At 71.1% G+C, this 24,277-nt stretch carries 18 protein-coding genes and 1 tRNA gene; 8 read left to right on the top strand and 11 right to left on the bottom strand.

Annotation, left to right across the window (positions count from 1 at the left end; genetic code table 11):
* The first annotated feature begins 18 nt into the window (after positions 1-18).
* The 4 genes from aroA to ABD241_RS01940 are packed head-to-tail and all read left to right on the top strand — an operon-like array spanning position 19 to position 3,898.
* Positions 19-1,347, top strand: coding sequence for a 3-phosphoshikimate 1-carboxyvinyltransferase (gene aroA, locus ABD241_RS01955; RefSeq protein WP_425580700.1), 1,329 nt, complete (start codon positions 19-21; stop codon positions 1,345-1,347).
* Positions 1,344-2,387, top strand: coding sequence for a ribosome small subunit-dependent GTPase A (gene rsgA, locus ABD241_RS01950; protein WP_344057904.1), 1,044 nt, complete (start codon positions 1,344-1,346; stop codon positions 2,385-2,387). The genes aroA and rsgA overlap by 4 nt, the downstream gene beginning before the upstream one ends.
* Before the next feature lie 59 nt (positions 2,388-2,446).
* Entirely contained in the window at positions 2,447-3,238 is a 792-nt protein-coding gene (gene hisN, locus ABD241_RS01945; protein ID WP_344057902.1) for a histidinol-phosphatase, read from the top strand.
* Between the two features lie 57 nt (positions 3,239-3,295).
* A complete protein-coding gene (locus tag ABD241_RS01940; RefSeq protein ID WP_344057900.1) occupies positions 3,296-3,898 on the top strand; it encodes a GNAT family N-acetyltransferase in 603 nt (200 codons plus the stop codon).
* Between the two features lie 25 nt (positions 3,899-3,923).
* Here ABD241_RS01940 and ABD241_RS01935 read toward each other — a convergent pair whose 3' ends face one another.
* Entirely contained in the window at positions 3,924-5,312 is a 1,389-nt protein-coding gene (locus ABD241_RS01935) for a M16 family metallopeptidase (RefSeq protein ID WP_344057898.1), read from the bottom strand.
* Positions 5,309-6,661: a M16 family metallopeptidase gene (locus ABD241_RS01930; RefSeq protein ID WP_344057896.1), complete on the bottom strand. Its 1,353-nt coding sequence runs from the start codon at positions 6,659-6,661 to the stop codon at positions 5,309-5,311. The genes ABD241_RS01935 and ABD241_RS01930 overlap by 4 nt, the downstream gene beginning before the upstream one ends.
* A 145-nt stretch (positions 6,662-6,806) precedes the next feature.
* Between ABD241_RS01930 and ABD241_RS01925 the strand changes: the two genes are divergently transcribed.
* Complete coding sequence (locus ABD241_RS01925; RefSeq protein WP_344057894.1) at positions 6,807-8,507, top strand: aminotransferase class V-fold PLP-dependent enzyme; 1,701 nt, start codon at positions 6,807-6,809, stop codon at positions 8,505-8,507.
* A 47-nt stretch (positions 8,508-8,554) separates the two neighbouring features.
* Here ABD241_RS01925 and ABD241_RS01920 read toward each other — a convergent pair whose 3' ends face one another.
* The 4 genes from ABD241_RS01920 to ABD241_RS01905 all read right to left on the bottom strand — a co-directional run bounded on the left by ABD241_RS01920 (position 8,555) and on the right by ABD241_RS01905 (position 13,064).
* Positions 8,555-9,415, bottom strand: coding sequence for a carbohydrate ABC transporter permease (locus ABD241_RS01920; RefSeq protein ID WP_344057892.1), 861 nt, complete (start codon positions 9,413-9,415; stop codon positions 8,555-8,557).
* Positions 9,412-10,596 (bottom strand): carbohydrate ABC transporter permease, encoded by a 1,185-nt coding sequence (locus ABD241_RS01915; protein WP_344057890.1) that lies wholly within the window; start codon positions 10,594-10,596, stop codon positions 9,412-9,414. The genes ABD241_RS01920 and ABD241_RS01915 overlap by 4 nt, the downstream gene beginning before the upstream one ends.
* A gap of 148 nt (positions 10,597-10,744) precedes the next feature.
* Complete coding sequence (locus tag ABD241_RS01910) at positions 10,745-12,007, bottom strand: sugar ABC transporter substrate-binding protein (RefSeq protein ID WP_344057888.1); 1,263 nt, start codon at positions 12,005-12,007, stop codon at positions 10,745-10,747.
* Between the two features lies 1 nt (position 12,008).
* Entirely contained in the window at positions 12,009-13,064 is a 1,056-nt protein-coding gene (locus ABD241_RS01905; RefSeq protein ID WP_344057886.1) for a LacI family DNA-binding transcriptional regulator, read from the bottom strand.
* A 155-nt stretch (positions 13,065-13,219) separates the two neighbouring features.
* Here ABD241_RS01905 and ABD241_RS01900 point away from each other — a divergent pair, with 155 nt between their 5' ends.
* Positions 13,220-15,478: a glycogen debranching N-terminal domain-containing protein gene (locus ABD241_RS01900; RefSeq protein ID WP_344057884.1), complete on the top strand. Its 2,259-nt coding sequence runs from the start codon at positions 13,220-13,222 to the stop codon at positions 15,476-15,478.
* 28 nt (positions 15,479-15,506) lie between these two features.
* Here ABD241_RS01900 and ABD241_RS01895 read toward each other — a convergent pair whose 3' ends face one another.
* The gene (locus ABD241_RS01895; protein WP_344057882.1) at positions 15,507-16,013 is read right to left on the bottom strand and encodes a hypothetical protein; all 507 of its coding nucleotides are present in this window, start codon (positions 16,011-16,013) and stop codon (positions 15,507-15,509) included.
* A 263-nt stretch (positions 16,014-16,276) separates the two neighbouring features.
* Between ABD241_RS01895 and ABD241_RS01890 the strand changes: the two genes are divergently transcribed.
* Complete coding sequence (locus ABD241_RS01890) at positions 16,277-17,032, top strand: class II glutamine amidotransferase (RefSeq protein ID WP_344057880.1); 756 nt, start codon at positions 16,277-16,279, stop codon at positions 17,030-17,032.
* Between the two features lie 153 nt (positions 17,033-17,185).
* Here the strand turns inward: ABD241_RS01890 and ABD241_RS01885 are convergent, their stop codons facing one another.
* From ABD241_RS01885 to ABD241_RS01870, 4 genes are all read right to left on the bottom strand, one after another.
* Complete coding sequence (locus ABD241_RS01885; protein ID WP_344057878.1) at positions 17,186-19,141, bottom strand: glycoside hydrolase family 15 protein; 1,956 nt, start codon at positions 19,139-19,141, stop codon at positions 17,186-17,188.
* Between the two features lie 292 nt (positions 19,142-19,433).
* Positions 19,434-19,883, bottom strand: coding sequence for a DUF6325 family protein (locus ABD241_RS01880; protein ID WP_344057876.1), 450 nt, complete (start codon positions 19,881-19,883; stop codon positions 19,434-19,436).
* A gap of 327 nt (positions 19,884-20,210) precedes the next feature.
* Positions 20,211-20,284: transfer RNA gene (locus tag ABD241_RS01875), tRNA-Met, on the bottom strand.
* A gap of 143 nt (positions 20,285-20,427) precedes the next feature.
* Positions 20,428-23,427, bottom strand: a complete 3,000-nt coding sequence (locus ABD241_RS01870; RefSeq protein WP_344057874.1) for a UPF0182 family membrane protein — start codon at positions 23,425-23,427, stop codon at positions 20,428-20,430.
* A 266-nt stretch (positions 23,428-23,693) separates the two neighbouring features.
* Between ABD241_RS01870 and ABD241_RS01865 the strand changes: the two genes are divergently transcribed.
* Positions 23,694-24,224 (top strand): PPA1309 family protein, encoded by a 531-nt coding sequence (locus ABD241_RS01865; RefSeq protein ID WP_425580652.1) that lies wholly within the window; start codon positions 23,694-23,696, stop codon positions 24,222-24,224.
* The last annotated feature ends 53 nt before the right edge of the window (positions 24,225-24,277 follow it).

Below are 24,277 nucleotides of genomic sequence, written 5' to 3'. Positions count from 1 at the left end.
GGGCTCCACCGTCAGACCCTGACGGTGGAGCCGGACTGGGCGGCCCCCGTCGCCCGCGGCCCCCTCGACGCGACGGTGGTGCTCCCGGGCAGCAAGTCCCTGACCAACCGCTACCTCGTGCTGGCGGCCCTCGCGAGCGACCGCTCGCGGCTGCGTGCCCCGCTGCGCTCGCGCGACACGCTCCTGATGGCCGACGCGCTGCGCTCGCTCGGGGTGCGCATCGACGACGTGACCGCCGACGGTGACACGGCGGACTCCGCGGTGCCGGACTGGGTCGTCACGCCACCAGAGCGGCTGCGCGGTGACGTCTCCGTCGACTGCGGCCTGGCCGGGACGGTGATGCGCTTCCTGCCCCCCGTCGCCGCCCTCGCCGACGGCCCCGTGCGCCTCGACGGGGACCCGCAGGCACGCGTACGCCCCATGCGGCCCGTCATCGAGGCGCTCCGAGCGCTCGGCGTGGCTGTCGACGACGACGACGGGCACCTGCCGCTGACGGTGAGCGGGCGCGGGCAGGTGCGCGGAGGGACTGTCACCCTGGACGCCTCCGCATCCTCCCAGTTCATCTCCGCGCTCCTGCTCGCCGGTGCGCGTTACGGCGAGGGCCTCACGGTGCACCACGCCGGCGAGCCGGTGCCGAGTGAGCCCCACATCCTCATGACGGTCGAGACGCTGCGCGACGCGGGCGCCATCGTCGACGACAGCGAGCCCAACACGTGGCGCGTCGAGCCGTCCGAGATCAACGCCCTCGACGTGACCGTCGAGCCGGACCTGTCCAACGCAGGGCCGTTCGTCGCGGCCGCGCTCGTGGCCGGTGGCACCGTGCGCGTGCCCGGCTGGCCGCAGCACACCACCCAGGCCGGTGACCTGCTGCGCGAGATCCTCGACACGATGGGCGCCGACGTGCGCCTCGACCGCACGGGGCTGACCGTCACCGGCAGCGGCGAGCTCGTCGGCATCGACATCGATTTGCACGACGCGGCAGAGCTGACGCCCACGGTCGCCGCCCTCGCGGCGCTCGCCTCCACGCCGACGTGGATCCGGGGCGTCGCCCACATCCGCGGGCACGAGACCGACCGGCTCGCCGCCCTGACCGCCGAGCTCGGCGGTCTCGGCTCTGGCGTCACCGAGACCGCCGACGGGCTGCGCATCTCGCCGGCACGCCTGCACGGCGGGCGTTTCCGCAGCTACCACGACCACCGCATGGCGACGGCCGGTGCCATCATCGGCCTGCGCGTGCCCGGCGTCGAGGTCGAGGACATCACCACCACCCGCAAGACCCTGCCCGACTTCGTCGGCCTCTGGCAGGGCATGCTCGACAGCTCGGCCCAGGCGGTACTCCCCCGATGAGCTGGCGCGACCTCGACGAGGGGGACGTCCGGGTCCGCCCGAGCCGCAAGGGATCCCGCCCACGCACCAAGGAGCGGCCGGCGCACGCCGACGCCGTGGTCGCGATGGTCATCGGCGTCGACCGCGGGCGCTACACCTGCCTCATCCCCAAGGGCGCGCTCGGCAAGAAGGAGCCCGAGCGCGTGGTCACGGCCATGAAGGCCCGCGAGATCGGCCGCACCCGTGTCGTCGTCGGCGACGACGTCGCGCTCGTCGGCGACCTGGCCGGGGGCCCCGACGCCCTCGCCCGGATCGTGCGGATCGAGGAGCGTCGGTCGGTGCTCCGACGCACGGCCGACGACACCGACCCCTACGAGCGCATCATCGTGGCCAACGCCGACCAGCTCGTCATCGTCACCGCGCTGGCCGATCCCGAACCGCGACCGCGCATGGTGGACCGCTGCCTGGTCGCCGCCTACGACGCCGACCTCGAGCCGTTGCTCGCGCTCACCAAGGCCGACCTCGTCGACCCGAGCGAGTTCCTCGCGAACTACACGCCGCTCGAGGTGGAGCACGTCGTGACCTCGTGGCGTGACGGCGAGTTCTCCGGCCTCGAGGAGCTGCGGGCCCGCCTCTCCGGGAAGGTGTCCGTGCTGGTCGGACACTCCGGCGTCGGCAAGAGCACCCTCGTCAACGGCCTCGTGCCCGGGGCGCTGCGCGCGACCGGCGTGGTCAACGACACGACCGGCCGCGGCCGCCACACGTCGACCAACGCCGTCGCACTGCGGCTGCACCGCCCCGACGGCTCCGACGACGGCTGGGTCATCGACACCCCGGGCATCCGCTCCTTCGGCCTGGCCCACATCGACGTCGACCGCATCATCGACCACTTCCCCGACCTCGCCGCCGGGACGAAGGACTGCCCCCGCGGCTGCACCCACGACGAGGAGGAGTGCGCGCTGGACGCCTGGGTCGCAGGGGGCCACGCCGGCCCGGCCGGCGCCTCCCGGCTCGCGTCGCTGCGCCGGCTGCTCGCGAGCCGCGCGGGCGAGGAGCACTGAGCCCCGCGGCATACGGCCTGCGGCGTGGCGCGGACGCGTCTTCCCGCTAGGTTGACCCGGTGACCTCCTACGACGACGACCTCAGGCTCGCCCACGTCCTCGCCGATGCCGTCGAGCGCGTGACCATGACGCGCTTCCGTGCCGCGGACCTCGTCGTGGAGAGCAAGCCCGACCTCACACCGGTCACCGACGCCGACCGGGGCGCCGAGGAGCTGGTCCGGTCGCAGCTGAAGCGGACGCGCCCTCGTGACGCCGTGGAGGGCGAGGAGTTCGACACGACGGGGCACGGTTCCCGCCGGTGGATCATCGACCCGATCGACGGGACCAAGAACTTCGTGCGCGGCGTGCCGGTGTGGGCGACCCTCATCGGCCTGGTCGTCGACGCCAAACCGGTCCTCGGGCTCGTGGCCGCGCCTGCCCTGCAACGCCGCTGGTGGGCCGCCACCGGCTCCGGCGCCTGGACCGGCCGCTCGATCTCCTCGGCGCGGCGCATCTCGGTCTCGCAGGTGGGCAGGCTGGGCGACGCCTCGCTGTCCTACTCCTCGCTGTCCGGCTGGCGGGTGCGCGGCCGCCGCGACGACTTCCTCGACCTCATGGACGACTGCTGGCGCACCCGCGCCTACGGCGACTTCTGGTCCTACATGCTCGTCGCCGAGGGCGCCGCCGACATCGCGGCCGAACCCGAGCTCGCCGTCCACGACATGGCCGCGCTCGTCCCCATCGTCGAGGAGGCGGGAGGGCGCTTCACGGGGCTGGACGGCAAGGACGGGTGCTGGAGCGGCAACGCCGTGGCCACGAACGGCCTGCTCCACGACGAGGTGCTCTCCCGCATCGGCATGTCGTCCGACTGACGCCCGCGTGGTGGCACCCCGCTCGGCGGACTCCGCTGCGTCCTCTAGCCTTCCGGCATGAGCGCCGCCGCTGACCGTCCCGATCCATCGGCCGGGTCCGTCGAACCGGCTTCCGTCCGCGCTGCCGACGTCCGCGCTGCCGACGCCCGGGACGCCGGGACCCTGGCCGCTGTCGCGGCCGTGACGTTCGAGCTCGCCTGCCCGCCGTCCATGACGCGGGAGCGCATCGACGCGTTCGTGTCCGAGGTCCTCTCCCCCGCACGATTCGCCGAGTACCTGGCTGACCCCGCCCGCCACCTGCTGCTCGCCGAGCGGGACGCGACGGCGCTCGGCTACGCGATGCTCGTCACCGGCGAGCCGCAGGACGCCGACGTGCGCGCCGCGATCCGGGCCCGGCCCACCGTCGAGCTGTCGAAGATCTACGTCCTCCCCCGCGCCCACGGGACGGGCGCCGCGTCGCTGCTGATGTCCCGGGCGCTCGAGTGGGCAGCCGGCGCGGGGGCGTCAGGAGTGTGGTTGGGCGTCAACCAGCAGAACGAGCGGGCTCAGCGCTTCTACGCCAAGAGCGGCTTCGAGCGCGTCGGCACCAAGCGCTTCCTCGTCGGCGGCGCGTTCGAGGACGACTTCGTGATGGAGCGCCGGCTCCCGCCACTCCCCTGACCGAACGCGCCGACCGAACGCCGCCTCAGGGGTCGGTCACGACGGTGACGTCACCGAGCCCCAGCGCCTCGAGGTCCTTCAGGTGCGCCCCGGCGTCGCCGGCCATCACGATCGTCCACCCGGCCCCGGGAGCCCCGTCCCCGATTCCCGCCCCGCGGGCGAAGCGGTCGTATGCCGCCTGCACGCGGTCGCGGTCGACGGTGGCGAGGTCGCGGAGGTTGGCCGTCGTGAACTCCGTCGTGCGCCCGTCGAGCGCCATGCTGACCGCCTCGTCCGCGATGGCGTCGGCGGTCGCGTAGCGACCGGGCGCCGTCTTGGAGATGAAGTCCACGCCCGAGCGGACCTCCGTGTCGCGAAAGCCGTCCCGGCCGCTCTCGAGGATCTCGACGAGCAGGCGCAGGGACTCCGCGGTCGAGTCGGCCCGCACGGACCCCGACGTCAGGAACACGCCGCCGCGCCGACGGGGCCGGAAGCTCGACCGGATCCCGTAGGTGTAGCCCTTCTCCTCGCGCAGGACGGCGTCGATGCGGGCGTTGGGCGAGCCGCCGAGGACGAAGCCGAGCACCGGGTAGGGAGCCCAGCCGCCCTCGACGGACCGGTCGGGCCCGGGGGCGCCGATGACGAACTCCGTCTGCACGGAGCCGGGGCGCGACACCAGCACGATCCGACTGCGGTCCGGGGCGAGGGCGGCGGCGTGCTGCAGGTGGGTCTCCCGGTCGCCGGGGCCCCTGTCCCAGCCGCCGAGGGCCCGCTCGACGAGCGTGGGCACGTCGAGGCCCTCGAGGTCACCCGCCACGACGACGGTGACGCCGGCCGCGACGACGTGGCGGGCGTGGAAGGCCGCCACGTCCTCTCGGGTGATGGCCGACACCGTCTCGCGGGTGCCCCCCGTGGGCCGCGAGGAGCGGTCGTCGGGGGCGTAGAAGGTCCGGACGAACTCGAGTCCGGCACGGTGGGCGGCCACCGAGCGCTCCTGCTCGATCTCGGCGATGCGGGTGCGCATCTGCCGGGCCACCTCGGCCTGCGGGAAGACCGGCTCGGTGAGGATCTGGCGCAGCAGGTCGAGGGCCGGCTCGAGGTTGCCCTTGACGACGTCGAGGTCGACGGACAGGCCGGAGTCGGCCATACCGGCACCGAAGCTGACCCCCTTGCGCTCGAGCAGCCGCGCGAACTCCTCGGCCGAGTGGTCGGCCGTGCCCTCGTCGAGGGTGCGCGCCATGATCGAGGCGACGCCTTCGAGCTCGCGGGGCTCGTCGCGCAGCGAGACCGGAAGCCCCAGTCGGACGGAGACGACGTACTGGCCGGGCACGTCGTAGGTGACGAGGCGCAGGCCGTTGGACAGCTCGTGCGTCGTGCCTGTCGGGAAGTCCCACGGCTCCGGCGGAGCGACGACGGGGCGGGCGACGGCGGTCATGCGGCCTCCTCCGGGTCCTTCTCGGTGCGCTCGCCGCCCTCGGCGCGGTCTGCGGTGTCCTGCTCCTCGGCGTCGGCGTCCGTGCCGGCCAGGTAGCGCACGACGGCCCGTGACTGCGGGTCGAGCCAGGCCTGCGCGGCGACCCGCGCCTGCTCCGCGGTGACAGCACGGATGCGGTCCACGAAGCTGTTGACGTAGCCGGCGTCACCGGTGAGCAGCGCGTGGTGGCTGATGTGGTCGGCGCGCTCATCGATGCTGGCCAGGGCGCTGAGCCAGGAGCGTTCGGTGTCGGCGATGACCGACTCGAGCTCGGCGGCATCCGGGCCCTCCTCGAGGAACCGGCGGATCTCCTCGCACACGGCCGCCTCGATGTCGTCGACGTCGGCGCCGGCGGCGACGTCGACGGTGATGGTCGCGAGCCCCGACCCGTCGACGAGCCCCATGGTCCAGCCGCCCACGGCCACCGCCGTCTCGTCGCCCCGGACGAGCCGGCGCACGAGCCGCGAGCTCGCGAGCCCGCCGAGGACGTCGACGGCGACCTGGCAGGCGAGGTAGTCGGGGGTGGTGTCGACGGGGAGGCGGAAGGAGATGTAGAGGCGGTCGTTGGGCACGTCCCCGACGCGGTCGAGGTGGACCGGCTCGGCCAGCGGCGGCAGCTGCGGGTGGCGCTCGCGGTGGTTCAGCTCGATCGGCGCCAGCGGCCCGAAGTACTTCTCCGCGGCGGCGAAACCCTCCTCGGGGGTCACGTCACCCACGAGCGTCAGCACGGTGTTGTTCGGCCCGTAGTGGGCCCGGAAGAAGTCGTGCACGTCGTCGAGGGTCGCGGCGTCGAGGTCCTCCATCGACCCGATGGTCGGGTGGTGGTACGGGTGCCCCTCGGGGAAGACGGTGGCGTAGATGTCGATGAGGGCCGAGCCGTACGGCACGTTGTCGTAGCGCTGGCGCTTCTCCTCCTTCACGACGTCGCGCTGGTTGTCGAGGTTCTCTTGCGTGACGGCATCGAGCAGGTGGCCGTGCCGGTCGGCCTCCAGCCACAGGGCCAGCTCCAGCGCCCCGGTGGGCACGGTCTCGAAGTAGTTCGTGCGGTCGAACCACGTCGTCGCGTTGAGCCGGGCGCCCTCGTCCATGAGCGCCGAGAAGTGCTCACCGGACGCGACGTTGCGGCTGCCCTGGAACATCAGGTGCTCGAAGAGGTGGGCGAAGCCGGTTCGGCCCGGGGCCTCGTGCCGGGACCCGACGCCGACCCACAGGTTCACCGCGACGTTGGGGACCGTGTGGTCCTCGCTGACGATGACCCGCAGGCCGTTGGCCAGGGTGCGCTCCGCGAGGGGATAGGAGATCGCTGTCACGGGCCGACCCTATGCGACGAAGCCGAAGACGTGACGGCTCCCGGCCATCCGGCCACCCCCGGGACGTATGCCGCATGGCCGACTTATCGGTAACGCTTGGTTATGCTGATAGCGCCGTCCATTAGATATCGCTATGCTGCGGGCCATGGGAGGCGCACCAGAACAGGACCTGCTGGCCACGATCCGTGCGAGCGTCATCGGGGAGGACCAGGTCATGTACGGCCCGTACGGCCCACGCCGGGTGACCTACGCCGACTACACCGCCTCCGGTCGCGGCCTCGGCTTCATCGAGGACTTCATCCGCGACGAGGTGCTCCCCCGCTACGCCAACACCCACACGGAGAGCTCCGGCACGGGGCTGCAGACCACGCGCCTTCGGGAGGACGCCCGCCGGGTGATCCGCGACTCGGTGGGGGGCGACGACGAGACGGTTGTCGTCTTCGCCGGGTCGGGCTGCACCGGCGCCATCGACAAGCTCGTCGGCATCCTCGGCCTGCGCATCCCCTCGAACTTCGAGGACCGTTGGCACGCCAGCCGGCTCGTCCCGGCGGACCAGCGGCCGGTCGTCTTCATCGGTCCCTACGAGCACCACTCCAACGAGGTCATGTGGCGTGAGTGCGTCGCCGACGTCGTCGTCATCCCCCAGGACCTGGACGGCCACGTCGACATCGAGGTGCTGCGGGAGCGGCTCGTCGAGCACTCCGACCGACCGCTGCTCATCGGCTCCTTCTCCGCCGCCAGCAACGTGACCGGCATCGTTACCGACACCGACGCCATCTCCTCGCTGCTGCACGCCCACGGGGCGCTGGCCTTCTGGGACTACGCCGCAGCGGCGCCGTACGTCGACATCGAGATGTACGGCCGCGGCGGTCGCGGCGTGGCCGACCCGACGGCATACAAGGACGCCGTGTTCCTCAGCCCGCACAAGTTCATCGGCGGCCCGAGCACCCCCGGAGTGCTCGTCGTGCGCCGCGAGCTCATGACCAACAGGGTGCCCGACGTGCCCGGTGGCGGCACCGTCGCCTACGTCAACCCGGATGACCACGACTACCTCGCCGACCCGGCCCACCGCGAGGAGGGCGGCACGCCGGCCATCATCGAGTCGATCCGCGCCGGGCTCGTCTTCAAGCTCAAGGAGGCGGTCGGCACCTCGACCATCCGGGCCCGCGAGGCGTACTTCCTCGAGCGGGCCGTCTCGGCGTGGCACGAGGAGCCCGCGATCGAGATCCTGGGCAACCTCGACGCCGAGCGCCTCTCGATCGTCTCGTTCGTCGTGCACGGCCGCGACGGCCGCTACCTGCACCACAACTTCGTCGTCGCGGTCCTCAACGACCTCTTCGGCATCCAGGCACGGGGCGGCTGCTCGTGTGCCGGGCCCTACGGCCACCGGCTGCTCGGCATCGACCTCGAGCGCTCGCACGAGTTCGAGCGCGAGATCGGCCGTGGCTGCGAGGGCATCAAGCCCGGCTGGGTGCGCGTCAACTTCAACTACTTCATCTCCGACGTGGTCGCCGACTACGTCATCGAGGCGGTGCGGCTCGTGGCCCGCGACGGCTGGCGCCTGCTCGGCGACTACGACTTCGACCCCGCCACCGGCCTCTGGCGCCACCACGACGGCCCGGTCGAGCCACCGCTCCGGCTGCACCAGGTCACCTTCGAGCAGGGACGCCTCACCTACCCCGCGCAGCACGAGCGCGCCGGTGAGGAGGCGCTCGCCGGCCACCTCGAGCAGGCCCGCGAGATCCTCGCGGCAGCCACCCCCGAGCCGTCCGACGAGGCCCACGTCAACGTCGACTTCGACCACCTGCGCTGGTTCGAGCTGCCGGTGCAGTCCCTGTCACGCTGACCCGGCGCCGGCGCGCCGGGCGGCGGCCGGCGGCGGACCGGCGCGCGTCAGCCCTTGACGCCGCCCTCGTTGGCGCCCCGGATGAAGTAGCGCTGCAGCGCGAAGAAGAGCAGCGCCACCGGGATCGTCGTCAGCAGGGCCGTCCCGAGCTTGAGCGGGTACTGGGTGCCGGCGCCGAGCTGGCCGCTCGTCAGGCTGGCGAGGCCCGTGACGAGGGTCTGGTGCTCAGGCGTGCCTCGCGTCACCACGAGGAAGTGCGAGAACTCGTTCCAGGAGCCCTGGAACGACAGGATCGTCAGCGTGATGAGGGCCGGCCTGGCCATCGGCAGCACGACCGACCAGAAGGTGCGGAAGATGCCCGCCCCGTCCATCCGGGCCGCCTCCTCGATGGAGACCGGCACCGAGTCGAAGAACTGCTTCATGATGAAGACGCCGGCGGCGTCGACGATGAGCGGCAGGATCATCGCGGCATACGTGTCGTAGATGCCGAGGTAGTTGACCATGAGGAACTTCGGGATGAGCAGGGCCACGCCGGGCACGGCCATCACCGCGAGCACTCCAGCGAACACCGCTCTGCGGCCGCGGAACTGCAGTCGTGACAGGGCGTAGCCGGCGAGGGAGTCGAGGAAGACGCGCCCGGCCGTGACGACGACGGTCACGAGAACCGAGTTGCGGACCCACGTCGTGACCGGGACCGCATCGTCGCCGCCCTGGCCGAAGATCCGCTGCCACACCTGCGCGGTGAACGGGTTGGGCACGAGGGAGAGCGGGTTGTTCGCCGCATCCGGGTCGGTCTTGAACGACGTCGCGATCTGGATGAGGAAGGGGTAGACGAACAGCACGGCGAAGGCGAGCACCGCGACGTAGAGCACGATCGTCTTGACCGGGTGGGACCTGCAGGCGTTCACTTCCGACCTCCCAGTCCGAAGAGGGGCTTGCGCTCGTCCTTGTCGGTCAGCACGTACCGCTGGACCCGGGTCAGGACGATGATGATGAGGAAGACGACGAAGGCCATCGCGGCACCGGAGCCGTAGCGGAAGTTGCCGAAGCTCTGCTGGTACGACAGGAAGGCCGGGCTGAGCGTGGTGCCGGCCGGCGCGCCCTTGCCCATGACGTAGATCTGGTCGAAGACCTGCCACGTGCCGATGAGGCCGAGGGTGATGACGAGGAACAGTGCCGGCCTGATCATCGGCAGCGTCACGTGCCGCAGCTTCTGCCACCCCGTCGTGCCGTCGAGGGCGGCGGCCTCCTCGACCTCGACGGGAAGGTCCTGCAGGGCCGCGATGAACATCAGCATGAAGGTGCCGGACGTCGTCCAGATGACGAGGAAGATGACGACGAACATCGCGACGGACGGGCCCGAGAGCCAGTCCCACAGGCTGCGCCCGAGGATCTGGCCCTGCGCCCAGTCGGGGTTGTCGACGCCGACGGCGTTGAACGCCAGGTGCAGCAGCCCGCGGCTGTCGTTGAACCACTGCGGACCGTCGATGCCGAAGAAGCCGAGGAACGCGTTGACGACGCCGGTGTTGGAGAAGAGGAAGAGGAACACGGTCGCGATGGCGATCGAGCTCGTCACCGACGGGAAGTAGAACGCGGTCCGGAAGAAGCCCCGGCCCCTGAGCCGCGCGCTGTTGACGAGCAGGGCGAGGGCGAGGGCCAGGACCGTCTGCAGCGGCACGACGAGCAGCACGTAGTAGAAGGTGTTGCCGATCGACTGCATGAAGTTGTCACGCGTCAGCCCGTCTCGGGCGAAGAGGTCGGTGTAGTTCTTCAGGCCCACGACATCGGTGCCCTGACCGACGGCGAAGGGGTTGGAGTTCCCTTGCCAGTTGGTGAAGCTCACCCACAGCGCCATCCCGATGGGGATGACGAGGAAGAGTCCCAGGATGATCACCATCGGGGCCACGAACAGCCATCCGGCCGTGCCTTCCCGACCCCGTATGCCGCCCCGGCTGCGGGTGCGCAGCCCACCGGGTGCGCCGGCCTGCCCGGTGGGAGTGCCGGCGGAGGTGGCTGCCACCTGTCCGGTCTGTGCTCCAGCCGGGGTGACGACGTCCTCGGCCGGACCTCGTGCGTCGATGCGCGCCATGGGACTCCTCTGAGCTTTCGGGACTGAGCTTTTCGGGGACTGAGCTTTCGGGGACTGAGCTTTCGGGGACTGAGCGTTCGGTGACGGGTGGGGCGTGGTGCCCGCCCCACCCGGAGGGACCGGGCGGCGCGGGCACCAGCCCGACGGGTCAGCCCGCCAGGGCGGCCGTGCCGTTCTTCTGCAGCTCCTCGAGCCAGGCGTTGGGGTTGCCACCCTTGCCCAGCGTCGCGAGCTGGGAGTTGAACTTCGCCATCACGTCGTCGAAGCCGGGGAGGTTGACCGGGCCCTGCGCGTACTGGCCGCCGGCGACGAAGGCCTGCGACTCGGGGTACTTCTGCGCGAAGGCCTTGGCCCCCTCCTGGGTGGAGGGCATGACGCCGAAGGCGTCGGCGAAGGCCATCTGCTGGTCCGTCGTGATGAGCGACTTGACCAGCTCGACGGCCTGGGCCTGGTGCTGCGACTTGGCCGCGATCCCCCAGCAGTTGCTGAAGAGCAGCGTCCCCTTGCCGGCCGGCCCCGCGGGCAGCTCGACGACCTTGTACTTGAGGTTGGGGTAGTCCTTCTTGGCGCCGCTGATCCAGTTGCCCTCGATCGTCATGGCCGCCACGCCCTTGCCCAGCGCCTCGCCGCCCCAGCCGGTGGCCGGGGAGGTGTCGGAGCTGAACTTCAGGACGCCCTCCTTCATCAGCTTCTGGACCTCCGCGAGGCCTTCCTTGGCCGGGGCGCTGGTGGCCGTCATCGTCTTGCCGTCCGGCGAGACGATCCAGCCGCCGGCCTGCTTGATGAAGGCACCGCTGCGGTTGACGTCGTTGCCCATGACGAGCCCGGTGACCTTGCCGGAGGTCAGCTTCTTGGCCACCGTCTCGAGGCCCGCCCAGTCCTTCGGGATGTCGGCGTCCGTGAGGCCCGCCTTGCTCCAGAGCTCGGGGTTGATCACGAGGGCGAGCGTCGAGTAGTCCTTGGGCGCGCAGTAGAACTTGTTGTCGTAGGTGAACGTCTGGACCAGGGCGGGCAGGAAGTTCGCGTCCTTGACCTGGTCGCCGTAGGCGTAGAGGTTGCCGGCCTTGGCGAAGGTGCCGACCTTGGACGCGTCGGTGTAGAAGACGTCGGGCGGCGTCGTCGAGGCGAAGGCCTGGCCGAGCTGCTGGCCGAGGTCGGAGGCCGCGATGACCTCGACCGTGTTGCCGGACTTCTTGGCCCAGGCATCGGTGGCCTTCTTGACCGCGGCGGTCTCGGCGTCGCCGGAGCTGCCGATCATGACGGTCAGCTTGACCGGGCCCTTGGCGCTGCTCTGCGGTGCGTTGTTGCTCGTGCCACTGCTGAACCCTCCGCCGCCGCAGGCGCTCAGGGCGAGCGCCCCGGTGGTGGCGAGGGCGAGGACGGCTGCACCGCGCGTGGTGCGTGCTCTCATGTCACTTCTCTTTCGGTGTGGTGCGGTCGCCCGCAGGATTCGAGCTCGACCGGACGACGAGCTCTGGGGGGAGGAGCAGACCGCCCGCTGGGTCGCGGGAGGCGGAACGGGTGCCGAGCACGTGGAGCACGCGGTCGGCCACCTGGGCGAGGGGCTGATGGAGGCTGCTCAGGTCGAGCGCCTGGGCGATGTCCGTGTCGTCGAAGCACACGAGGCCGAGGTCGGCACCGGGGGTGAGGCCGCGCTCGGCCAGGACGCGCCAGGCGCCCAGCGCGAGCCCGTCGGAAGCGCAGACAAGGGCTCCCCCACGGCCGAGCGCGTCGATGAGGCCGGCTGCCGCCCACGAGGCCGGCTCGAGGGCTTGCGGGCTCACGGCCTGCCACTCCGGGTTGGCCAGACCCAGCTCTGTCGTGGCGCGCACCCATCCCGAGCGACGGTCGTCGCCGACGGGTGAGCCCTCCGGCCAGCCGAGGTAGCCGATGCGCTCGTAGCCCTGGGCGGCCAGGTGGTGGACCGCTGCCTCGATGCCGGACGCGCCGTCCACGTCGACCCACGCGGTGATGCTCGGGTCGTCCCAGAGGCGGCCGAATGCGGCATACGGGATGTCGTGCGCGTCCAGCCAGGCCGGCCGGGGGTCGCCGCGGCGGGTGTCGGTCAGGACGAAGCCGTCGACGACCCGGCTCGCGACCAGGCGCTCGTACGAGTCGGTCGGCGCCTCGGGGTCGGTCGCCGTGAAGGGGACGACGTGGGAACCGTCGACGGCCGCCCGTGCCGTCAGCTCGACGAGGAAGGTGTCGAGGATCGCGCCGAGCCGCCCGAAGCCCAGGGGGCTGAGCTCGAGTCCCCACGCACCCGCCCGCTCCTGCTTGAGGTTCCGTGCCGCGCGACTCGGCTGGAACCCGAGGCGTCGGATCTCGGTCTGGACCCGCTCCAGCGTGCTCGGGGCGACGCGCTCGGGGCTGTTGACGACGTTGCTGACGGTCTGGCGGGAGACCTGCGCGGCACGCGCGACATCGACGATCGTGGCCCGTCGCGCGGGAGAAGAGCTCGTGGTCACCCTTGACGCCGTCTCTTGTGAGTGGAACGTTCAAATCGCACGATTTGAGCGCATAAATGACGAAACGGATACTGTGCTGTCGGCGCGGGAGTGTCAAGAGGGGCAGCTAACCCTCCTGGTCGTCGTCGCACGAGCAAACCCGAGCAGGAGGGCCAGTGGCAGGGCACACGAACGAGAACGCCGGCGGCGCAGCGGCATCGGGGGCCGACCCGTCCTCGGGTCAGCAGCCGTGGCTGCACGACCTCGCGATCTGCGTCGACGGCAACGGCACGGCCCTGAGCGACGCCGACGGCGCGATGACCGGCCGGGGCGCGCACGGCTTCTTCGTCGACGACCAGCGCGTCGTCTCCCGCTTCACGGTCTCCCTCGGAGCGTCCCGGCCGGTGAAGGTCGCGCACTCGAGCCGCGGGCCCGGCAGCGAGTTCTTCACCTCCGTGCGAGGTCTCGGCGACCCCGGGCCCGATCCCACCGTGGAGCTGCACCGCCGACGGCGCGTGCGCGGGGGCTCGATGGACGAGCACATCGTGCTGGCCTCCCGTGCCTCCCGCACCGTCGAGGTCCCCCTCGTGGTCACGATCGGAGGTGACGGGTCGGACATCGGTCCGGTCAAGGCGGGTGTGGCGACCGGAGAGCTCCTGGAGCCCCACGTCGGGCCCTCGGCCGACGAGGTCGCGGTCGGCTCGAGCCAGCCCCCCGTCGCGACCGTTCACTGGCAGACCGACACGCTGCGGACCGTGGTGACCTTCTCCCCCGCTCCGGAGAGCCTCGAGGTGGGCCCCGACGGAGCCGTCGCGACGTTTCCGCTCTCCGTCGCCGCGGGGGCCCAGGCGCAGGTCGACGTCCACGTGCGGACCGAGCGCCGCCTCGCCGGCCACTTCGCGGCGGACCGCGGCTCGGACGCCGTCGACTGGCCGGAGGCCCTCCGGGTCGACGCGAGCGACCCGCGTCTCCGGAGGCTCGTCGACGCGTCGCTGGCCGACCTGCGCAGCCTCCTGCTGCGTGATCCCGCCGACCCCGGCGACGTGTTCGCTGCGGCCGGAACCCCTTGGTATCTCACGCTTTTCGGCCGGGACTCCATCTGGACGGCGAGGATGATGCTGCCCCTCGGAACCACCCTGGCGGCCGGAACCCTGCGCGCCCTCGCGCGTCGGCAGGGCACTGCCTGGGACGCGGAGACGGCGGAGGCACCCGGCAAGATCCCGCACGAGCTGCGCCGGACGACCTACGAGGACGCGACGGTCGACTTCACCCTGCCGACGGTCTACTGGGGCACGGTGGACGCCACGGCCCTGTGGATCTGCCTGCTGCACGACGCCTGGCGCTGGGGGATGCCGGCCGAGGAGGTGCGGGACCTGCTCCCCCACCTGCGGGCGGCCGCCTCGTGGCTCACCGACCACGCCATGCCGGACCAGGACGGCCTCATCAAGTACGTCGACGAGACCGGACGTGGACTGGCCAACCAGGGCTGGAAGGACTCCGGCGACTCGATGCGCTTCCGGGACGGTTCGCTCGCCGTCTCGCCCATCGCTCTCATCGAGGCCCAGGCGTATGCCGTCGAGGCCGCTCGCGCAGCGGCGACCCTGCTGCGCGAGCTGGGTGAGGCGACTCCGGCCGGCGTGCTGCCCGACGCGGCGCCCGACGCGGCGCCCCAGTCGGACGCTGCGCGTGCCGCCCAGCTGGAGGAGTGGGCGGCCACGCTGCGGGAGCGCATCCGAGCGCGGTTCTGGGTCGGCCCACCGGAGGGCCGCTACCTCGCCATGGCCATCGACAGCTCGTCCCGGCCGGTGGACGGGGTCGGGTCCAACATGGGTCATGCACTGGGCACCGGAGCCCTCACACCCGTCGAGGCGCGGCGTGTCACCGACCTGCTGGTCGGTGACACGATGCTCGGCGACTTCGGCATCGCCACCCTCGCGACCGACAACGGCGGCTTCAACCCGATCGGCTACCACACGGGCTCGGTCTGGGTCCACGACACCGCCATCTGCGCCCTCGGCATGTCCCGCGAGGGCCATGGTGCACAGGCCGCCACCGTGGTGCAGAAGCTCCTCGACGTCGGGGAGGCCTTCGACTACCGCTTCCCCGAGCTGTTCGCCGACTCGGCGACGATCGGGCAGTGGGCCCCCTACCCGGCCTCGTGCCGCCCGCAGGCCTGGGCCGCGGCGTCAGCGGTGGCGATGCTCACCGTCGCGCTCGGGATCACCGTCGACGCCCCTGCTCGTCGGGTGACCGTGCGGCCCTCGTCACCGCAGCCGTTCGGAGCCCTCACGGTCACCGGCCTGCGGATCGGCGACGCGACGGTGTCCGTCGCGGTGGACGCCTCGGGCGAGGTGACGGTGGAGGGCCTCCCTGCGGACTTCGCGCTGGTCGTGCTCGACAGCGAGCGCGACGACGCGCTGGTGACCAGCGCCTGAGCGTGCCGAGATCGGCGGCCGTCACTCGTCAGTGCAGGAACGACTTGGCGACGACCATCAGCACGCCCAGCAGCGCGGCGGCCAGGGACTCCCGAAAGGCGGCGGCTCGGCTGCTGCCGACATACCGGCCGGCGATGTAGGCCACCCCTCCCAGCTCGACGACCGTCAGCCACAGCGCCAGGTCGACGGCAAGCGAGGCCTTGACGCCCACGAGGGACGTGACGACGAGGAGCACCAGGGCAGGCACCCCACCCAGAAGCACCCGGGACTCGTGACCGGCCGCCGCCCGCAGCCGGTGTGACAGCGGTGAGCGCCCGTCGCGGAACGGGCCGGCGAAGACCCGGACGTAGATGTCGGCGAGCCAGTAGACGGCCACCACGAAGAGGCAGGGTCCGATGACACCGTAGGCGGTGGCGACATGGCCGGCCGTCGCGCTCATGACGGCGCCCGTGAGGATGGCCCCGTAGAGCAGCCCTGCCGGGTTGCCCTCCGCCATGCGCCGTGCGACCCGGCGCGACACCGTCTCGCCGGCCATGTGCGCCTCCTCGGCCCCGGATGCGAACGTCAGGACGGCCAGCATCTCGCGACATGCGGCCCTCGTCACCCTCTTGGCCGATCTCGGGATAACCCGTCGCCGATCTCATCTCCGAGGGGTGATCCGCTGCGCCGGCCCGTGCTGTGCCATGGGGAAAACACCGATCGGAGGCTCTCATGTGTCGTTGGCTCGCCTACTCAGGTTCCTCAGTGCTGCTGGAGGATCTTCTCTACAAGCCGGAACACTCCTTGATCGTCCAGAGCATGAGCTCCACGATGGGCGCCGAGCCCGTCAACGGTGACGGTTTCGGAGTCGGGTGGTACGGAGAGCGGGACACGCCCGGGGTGTTCCGGAGCATCGAGCCGGCCTGGAACGACCGCAACCTGCGCGACCTGTCGGCCCACGTCCGGTCGCCCCGCGTCTTCGCCCACATCCGCGCCGCCATCGGTTCGCCGGTGCAGCAGACGAACTGCCACCCCTTCCGCCGGGGACGGTGGCTGTGGATGCACAACGGCTTCGTCGACGGGTTCCACGCGATGAAGCGCGACCTCGCGATGGCCCTCGACCCCGACCTCTTCGCCGACCTCGAGGGCACCACCGACTCGGAGATGCTCTTCTTCCTCGCGCTGACCCACGGCCTGAACGACGACGCCCCCGCAGCGGTCGCCCGGACGGTCGGCCTGGTGGAGGAGTCCGCCCGGCACCACGGCATCGCCTTCCCGATGCAGGGGACCATCGCCACGACGGACGGCGAGACCACGTGGGCGTTCCGCTACTCCAGCGAGGGCCGGTCGCGCTCGCTCTTCCACAGCACCGACGTGTCGACGTTGCGGAAGCAGTACCCGGATATGCCGGAGCTGCACCTGCTGTCGGACGACGCCCGCCTCGTCGTCTCCGAGCCCCTGCGCGACCTGCGCGGCGCGTGGCAGGAGGTCCCGGAGGCCAGCTACGTCGCCATCCGTGGCGGCGAGGAGACGATCCGCCCGTTCAAGCCGCTCGTGCCGGCCGGCACCGCCTGAGCTCCAGGCGGAGGGCCCCGGGGCTGCTGCCCCGGGGCCCTCCGCTGCCCCTTCCCTCGCCCGCCGAGTAGTCCTGCACGGGCACCGCACCGTCGGTCGGACTCCCCGTCACGCACATCCCCTGGTGAGGATGGGTGCCGCGCCCGAGCCGGCTCAGCGGCCGGCCGACACCGGGACAGCGGGCTCGGCAGCCGTGGCGGCCGCGGGGAGCGCCGGGGGTGGAGGCGCCATCCCCCGCGCCGGCACGGAGGGATGCTCCGCCGGCATACCTCTCTCCCGTCGGTCCAGCTGGGCATCGAGGGTGATGGCCGCGTCGATGAGGGCCAGGTGCGTGAAGGCCTGCGGGAAGTTGCCGATCTGCTCACCCGTGAGCGCGATCTCCTCCGAGAACAGGCCCAGGTGGTTGGCGTACGTCAGCATCTTCTCGAACGTCACCCGGGCCTTGCTCAGCTCACCGGCGCGCGCCAGCGACTCGACGTAGGCGAAGGTGCACAGCGAGAAGGTGCCCTCGGACCCGCGCAGGCCGTCGGGAGAGGCCTCGGGGTTGTAGCGGTAGACGAGGCTGTCGGTGACGAGCTCGCCGTCCATGGCCTGCAGGGTCGAGATCCACCTCGGGTCGTTCGGCGTGATGAAGCCGACCGTCGACATGCGCAGCAGTGCGGAGTCCAGGACCTGGGTGTCGTAGTGCTGGACGAAGGCCTGGCGATCGGCGCTCCAGCCCCGCTCCATGATCTGGTTGTAGATCGCGTCGCGCTCGGCGCGCCATCTATCCACCGGGGCCGGGCGTCCGTGACTGGTGGCGAGCCGGATGCCCCGGTCGAGCGCCACCCAGTTCATCAGCCGGCCATAGGTGAAGTCCTGTCGGCCGCCACGGGTCTCCCAGATCCCCTCCTCCGGCTGGTCCCAGTTCTCGGCGACCCAGTTGAGCGCCTCGCAGATGCGGAGCCAGCCGTCGTGACCGGCGGTGAGCCCGCGCTGGTCCATGAAGTAGATGCTGTCGAGGGCCTCCCCGTAGATGTCGAGCTGGAGCTGGTCCGCTGCACCGTTGCCGATCCGGACGGGGCTGGAGCCGCGGTAGCCCTCCCAGTGCTCGAGGACCTCCTCGCTCAGGTCCGAGGAGCCGTCGATGCGGTACATGATCTTCAGTGGACCGCCACCGCCCCCTTGGTACTGCTCGTCCAGGCGGCGGCGAAGCCACTGGCCGAGGGCTGCCGCCTCCTCGGTGAAGCCCATGCCGAGCAGCGCGTAGACGGAGAAGGAGGCGTCGCGCACCCACGTGTAGCGGTAGTCCCAGTTGCGTTCCCCACCCACCTGCTCGGGCAGGCCCGCCGTCGGTGCGGCCACCAGGCCGCCGGTCGGCGCGTACGTCATCAGCTTCAGGGTGATCGCCGAGCGGTTGAGCGCCTCTCGCCATCGACCGGTGTAGGTCGACTGCGCCAGCCACGCCTCCCAGAAACGCACGGTGTCGTCGTGCAGCTGCCAGGCCTCTGCCACGCGGACCTGCCGGGCCGGTCCGGCCGTGCCGGTCTCGAGCAGCATGCCGCGCGTCTGTCCGTGGGTCAGCCTGACCTGGGCGTGGAGGTCACCCTGGTCGTCGACCTCGAAACGGCCGAGCCGCTCGTCGTCCGGCTCCTTGATGAGGTGGACCGTCATCGAGGTGTGCGGTCCCTGGAACACGACGCCGTGCTCGGCCACGTGGGTCTCGTGAGCCTCGCGGCCGTAGTCGAAGCGAGGGGCGATGTCGACGGCGAAGGTCATCTCGCCCCGGACGCAGCGCACGATGCGGACGACCCGGTGGATGTCGGTCGCCACCTTGCTGCTGGTGGTCGGCATGAAGTCGACGACCTCCCCCACGCCCTCCTCGGTCATGAAGCGGGTCACCAGCACGGCGGTGTCGGGGAAGTAGAGCTGCTTGCTCGTGAAGGCCTCGACGGTGGGGCGCACCCGGAAGTGGCCGCCCTTCTCGTGGTCCAGCAGCGCCCCGAAGATGCTCGGGGAGTCGAAGCGCGGCGCACAGAACCAGTCGATGGAACCTTCCGTGCTCACCAGCGCGCTCGTCTGGAGGTCACCGATGAGGCCGTGGTCGGCGATGAGTGGGTAGTCGGGCATCTGGTCAGTCCTCTTGCTTGCGTCCTCTTGCGGATGTGGATCGGCCGCCTGTGCCCTCTGCGGGCAAGGCGGCCGTCCGGTTGCGCGCCGCCGCCTCCGGTACGGGGGCGTCGGCGCGCTGACTCACCGACTCCTGCGAAGGCGGCGTTCTCGGCGGACTCAGCGTCGGTCGCGGCGGTCCTCGCGTCGGTCTTCGCGACGGTCGTGCCGTCGGTTCACTCCGTGCGCGACGACGACTGCGCCACCCACGGCTGCTGCGGTCCTGCGCCTGCGTCGGGCTGCCAGGGGCATGTCAGACTCCTTCCTTCGCGTCGGCCTCGATGGCCGCCAGCACGGCCTGCGTCGGGATGCGGCCACTCGCGACCAGCTGCCCGCCGGCGTGACGCACAGCCGATCCGAACGGCGCCGCCCACGTGTTCTCCCACACGAGCACCACGGCCGAGTTGCCGGGCTCGATGGTCTCCGCGAGGTCGCTGACGTCCTGCTCCGAGAGCACCATGGCGAGCTCTGCCTCGGAGGCGCGCAGCTCGCCCAGCTCGCTGTCATCGAGGTCCGAGATCTCGCCCATCTCGAGCGTCCCGTCCTCGTCCTTCCTCAGGAACACGAGGTCGAGCACCCGCACCAGTCCCCGCTCCACGAGGTCCTGCAGGTGTGGGGCGACCTGGCCCCTGCCGTAGTCGGTCCCGGGAAACTGCACCACCATCCAGTCCACCGGACCGAGCTCGTCCATTGAATCCGTCATCTGCTGACCTCCGCTGTGTCCTTGGTCGTTCGGGCTCCTCCACAGTCGCCGCAGCGCGCGGCTGCCCGCATCACTCGTGCGGAGTGAGGTGTCACCACAGCCGGGGAGATCGGCACGGGGCCCACCCGGGTGCGCGTGGATCGACCGGGTCGGCTTGCAGGGGCGTCCGGCTGCGGCATTCGGCGGCGGCATTCGGCTGCGGCATTCGCCGGCGTCATGCGGCGGCGGCATCCGGCTGCTCAGCCAGCCGGATGACGGGACCCGGGAACACGACAGAGGCCGCTCACGGATCTCTCCGTGAACGGCCTCTGTCGTGTTCCTACTGTGTAGCGGGGGCAGGATTTGAACCTGCGACCTCCGGGTTATGAGCCCGGCGAGCTACCGAGCTGCTCCACCCCGCGTCGGCAAGAGCAACGTTACGCGAAAGCCCGCACAGGACCAAATCGGGCCGACCCGGCTCCCCTCCCGGGACCCCCGAGACGACGAAACCCGCTGGTGCAGCGCAGTGTTCGCGCTGCACCAGCGGGCTTCCGACGTGGCCGCGTCAGGGCTTGGTCGTCGGCACCGACTGCGGTGACGCCTGGACCGCGCGCTTCAGCGCGTCCTTGAGCTTGCTCTGGGCCTCGCCGTATGCCGCGAAGTCGCCCCGCTTGAGCGCGGCCTCGCCCTGGGCGTACGCCGTCTGCGCGTCCTTGAGCGCCTGGGTGAGCGCTGCCGCGTTCGGGGTCCCGGACGGGCTGGTGGCGGTGCTGCCCGGGCTCGGGGTGCTGCCCGGTGCCGGGGTCGGCGGCAGCGACGGAGTCGTGCCGTTGTCGCCTGCCGCGGCGCCGGACGACCCGCCGAAGAGGTCGTTGAGCGCCAGGTCGAGCGAGGTGGCCCAGGCGATCTTGCTGCCGAAGGCGACGGCGACCGCGACGAGTCGCGGGTAGGAGCCCGACTGCGAGCGTGCCTGCGAGTAGATCGGCTGGACATAGAGCAGCCCGCCGCCCACCGGAAGGGTCAGCTGGTTGCCGAAGATGACGGCGTTGCCGTTGGAGTTGGTCGTGCCGATGTACTGGGCCAGGGTCGTCGGCAGCTGCGGGTCCTTGGACGACACGGCCGAGCTGCGCATCTCGTTGTAGACCTGGCCGGGCCCGCTCACCGGACCACCGCCCATCTCGAGCAGCCGCATCGTGCCGTAGCCCGGTGACTTCTTGCCGTCCTGCGACCCCGCGTCGCCGTCGACGGCGAGGAAGCCCGAGAGCACGTTCCGGTCACCGGTCGGCATGAACGTCGACGTCAGCGAGAAGGCCGGCTTGGCCTGGTCCGGCATCGCGAGCGAGAGGTAGTACGGCGGCTGCGGCAGGGCCTCCGCCTGCGTCGGGTCGTCGGGCACCCGCCAGAAGTTGTTGCCGCCGTAGAAGGAGCCTGGATTGGTGTCGTGGTACTTCTCCAGCAGCTTGCGCTGGACCTTGAAGAGGTCCTCCGGGTAGCGCAGGTGCGACATGAGCGAGCCCTTGATGTCGCTGAGCGGCTTGACGGTGCCCGGGAAGATCGACATCCACGCCTTGAGGACGGGGTCCTGCTCGTCCCACTGGTAGAGCGTCACCGTCCCGTCGTAGGCGTCGACGGTGGCCTTGACGGAGTTGCGGACGTAGTTGACCTGGCCGCCCTGCACCGCTCGCACGGAGTTGCGCGTGCTCGTGACGGCGTCCTCGGTGGCCTGGTCCAGCGTCGTGTTCTCGGAGTAGGGGTAGTCCGAGGAGGTCGTGTAGCCGTCGAGGATCCACAGGACCCGGCCGTCGACCACCGCGGGGTAGGCGTTGCCGTCCAGGGTGAGCCACGGCGCGACGCGCTGCACGCGCTCGCGCGGCGTGCGGTGGTCGAGGATGCGGGAGTCGCCGGTCACCGCGTCCGAGAGGAGGAAGTTGATCTCGCGGTACTTCACGGCATACGCCAGCCGCTTGAGGCCGTCGAGCGGTACGCCGCCGGTCCCTGCGTACGTGTAGTTGATCTGTCCCGTGCCCTTCGGGTCGGGGTAGTCGAACTCCTGCTTGTTGCCGCCCACCAGGGAGTACTCGGGGGAGCTCTCGCCGAAGTAGATGCGGGGTTCGTACTTGCCGAGCGCTCCCTGCGTGCCGATCTGCGACTCGAGGAAGTCGGGGCTGCCGTCGCTCTCGCGGGTGTTGCCCTTGGCTGCCACGACGCCGTAGCCGTGGGTGTAGACGGTGTGGTCGTTGAGCCAGTTGCGCTGGCCCTCGGGCACGCCGCGCAGGTCGAGCTCGCGGGCGGCGATCACGGTGTCCTGACGCTTGCCGTCGATGACGTAGCGGTCGACGTCGAGCACGTCGGCGAACTGGTAGTAGCCCTTGCTCGCCTGCAGCTGCTTGAACGTGGGACTCACGACGTTGGGGTCGATGAGGCGGATCCCGGGAACCGTGTCGGCGTCGCTGCGCAGCGCGTTCGGCTGGGCCACGGTCTTCGTGTCGTAGGAGGAGACGTCGATGCTGTTGAAGCCGTACGCCGCCCTCGTGGCCGCGATGTTGCGCTCGATGTACGGGATCTCGAGGGACTTCTCGGACGGACGCACCTTCAGCGACTGCACGAGCGCCGGGTAGATGCCGCCGACCGCGACGACGATGACGGCCAGGACGGCCACACCGACGAGCGGCAGCCGCCACGAACGGGTCCAGATCGTCGTGAGGAACATGATCGCGCACATCACGGCGGCGACCGCGAGGATGCCCTTGGTGGGGATGTCCGCGTGGGCCTGGGTGTACTGGATGCCGGTGATCTTCGTCGACTCGGCCGTGGCGAGGTTGTAGCGGTCGACCCAGAAGCCGACGGCGCGCACCAGCACGAGCGCAGCCGCGATGACCGACAGGTGCACGCGGGCTGCCTGCGTCGAGCGCATCTTGCTGCCGGCCACGATGCCGCCGTAGAGGTAGTGCGTGAAGGCGGCGGTGATGAAGCCGATGACGAGGACCATCGTCAGGAACGCGATGACGAAGTTGATCCACGGCAGGTCGAAGACGAAGAAGCCGATGTCGAGCCCGAACTCGGGGTCCTTGCTGCCGAACGGGTTCGAGTTGCGCCACAGCAGGAAGGTGTCCCACTGGGTCGCGGCCGAGAGCCCCGCGAAGAGGCCCACGGCCAGCGGCGCCGCGACGGTCGCCGTGCGGCGCATCGGCTCCACGAGCTCGCGGTAGTGCTCCATCGCCTGGGTGTCGGGCGACGGGGCGTAGATGGGGCGGCTGCGGTAGGCGAAGTGGATGCTCGACCACACCATGGCAGCGGTGAGCAGCCCGCCGACGAGCCCGAGCAGCACCTTCGTGACGAGCTGCGTGCTGAAGACGCCGGTGTAGCCGACGGACTGGTACCACAGCACCTCGGTCCAGAACTGCGCCGCGATCCCGATGACGACGAGCATCGCGGCCGCGACGACGAGCGCCGTGACGAGCGGGCGTCGCGTCGGGGCCGGCCTGTCCGCGTCACCTCTTCGAGGTGGGCCGGAGTCGTCGTCGTTGAAGTTGCCCGGCGGGGGGCCGAAGTTGCTGTTGCTCACGTGGAGTGCCTTGGGTGCTGGGGCGGGCAGGTCGTCGGGCAGACCCGGGGCGGCCTACTCTGGCTGCCTGCGGAAACCATAACCCGCTCTCCTAGGTCTCCCGCCGAGAGCGCAGCAACGTGACCCGCGCGAGACCGGGCGCGACACCGGCCACTTCACCGGGGCCGTATGCCGGTAGGTCCGGGCTGTCTGCGTACGTCCCCCTGCGCCCGGCGGCGACGCACGCGCGTGCGGGCGCGGAGACGGCATACGGCAGCATGGTGGTCGTGAACTCACAGCCCGTGATCGACCCTCTCGCCATCGCCGCGCTCGACACCGAACGCCACGTGGCGGCAGCGGGGTGGGACCAGCCGGCCCGCCTCTTCGCCCTCGTGCGCACCGCCGACCTGCTCGAGCGGGAGCCGCAGCTGCGCGCGCAGATGGGCCCGGCCGACCTCGCCGAGGGCGCGCTGACGGCCATCGAGCAGGAGGGACTGCCGGCGACCAGCTCGCTCGAGTCGCTGCTGGGGCGTCTCGCGTGGCCCGTCGAGGTCGACGGCTGCGCCTTCGCCATCGAGCGGATGGTCGTGCCGCCCGAGGCCGAGCGTGAGCTCCCGTCGCGCGGCGACGATGCCGTCGAGCAGCTGGCCGCGCACCCGGACCGCAAGGACGTGCGCCTGCTCGTGGCGGTGCTCCGCGACGGGTCGTCCATCTGCCTGCTGCGGCAGCGGGACCACGACTCCGACGACGCCGTCGCGACGGGCAAGGACATCGCGCCCGGCCTCGTCGAGGCGCTCAAGGCCTCCTTCGAGGACTGAGGCCGAGGGCTGGTGCAGCGCGCCAGGCCCTCACCGGCGGGCCCGCGCCCTGC

It is taken from the genome of Terrabacter lapilli (assembly GCF_039531305.1).
Taxonomy (GTDB): domain Bacteria; phylum Actinomycetota; class Actinomycetes; order Actinomycetales; family Dermatophilaceae; genus Terrabacter; species Terrabacter lapilli.
The sequence above is the reverse complement of the archived record's forward strand: the minus strand, read 5'-3'. Positions and strand labels throughout refer to the sequence as shown.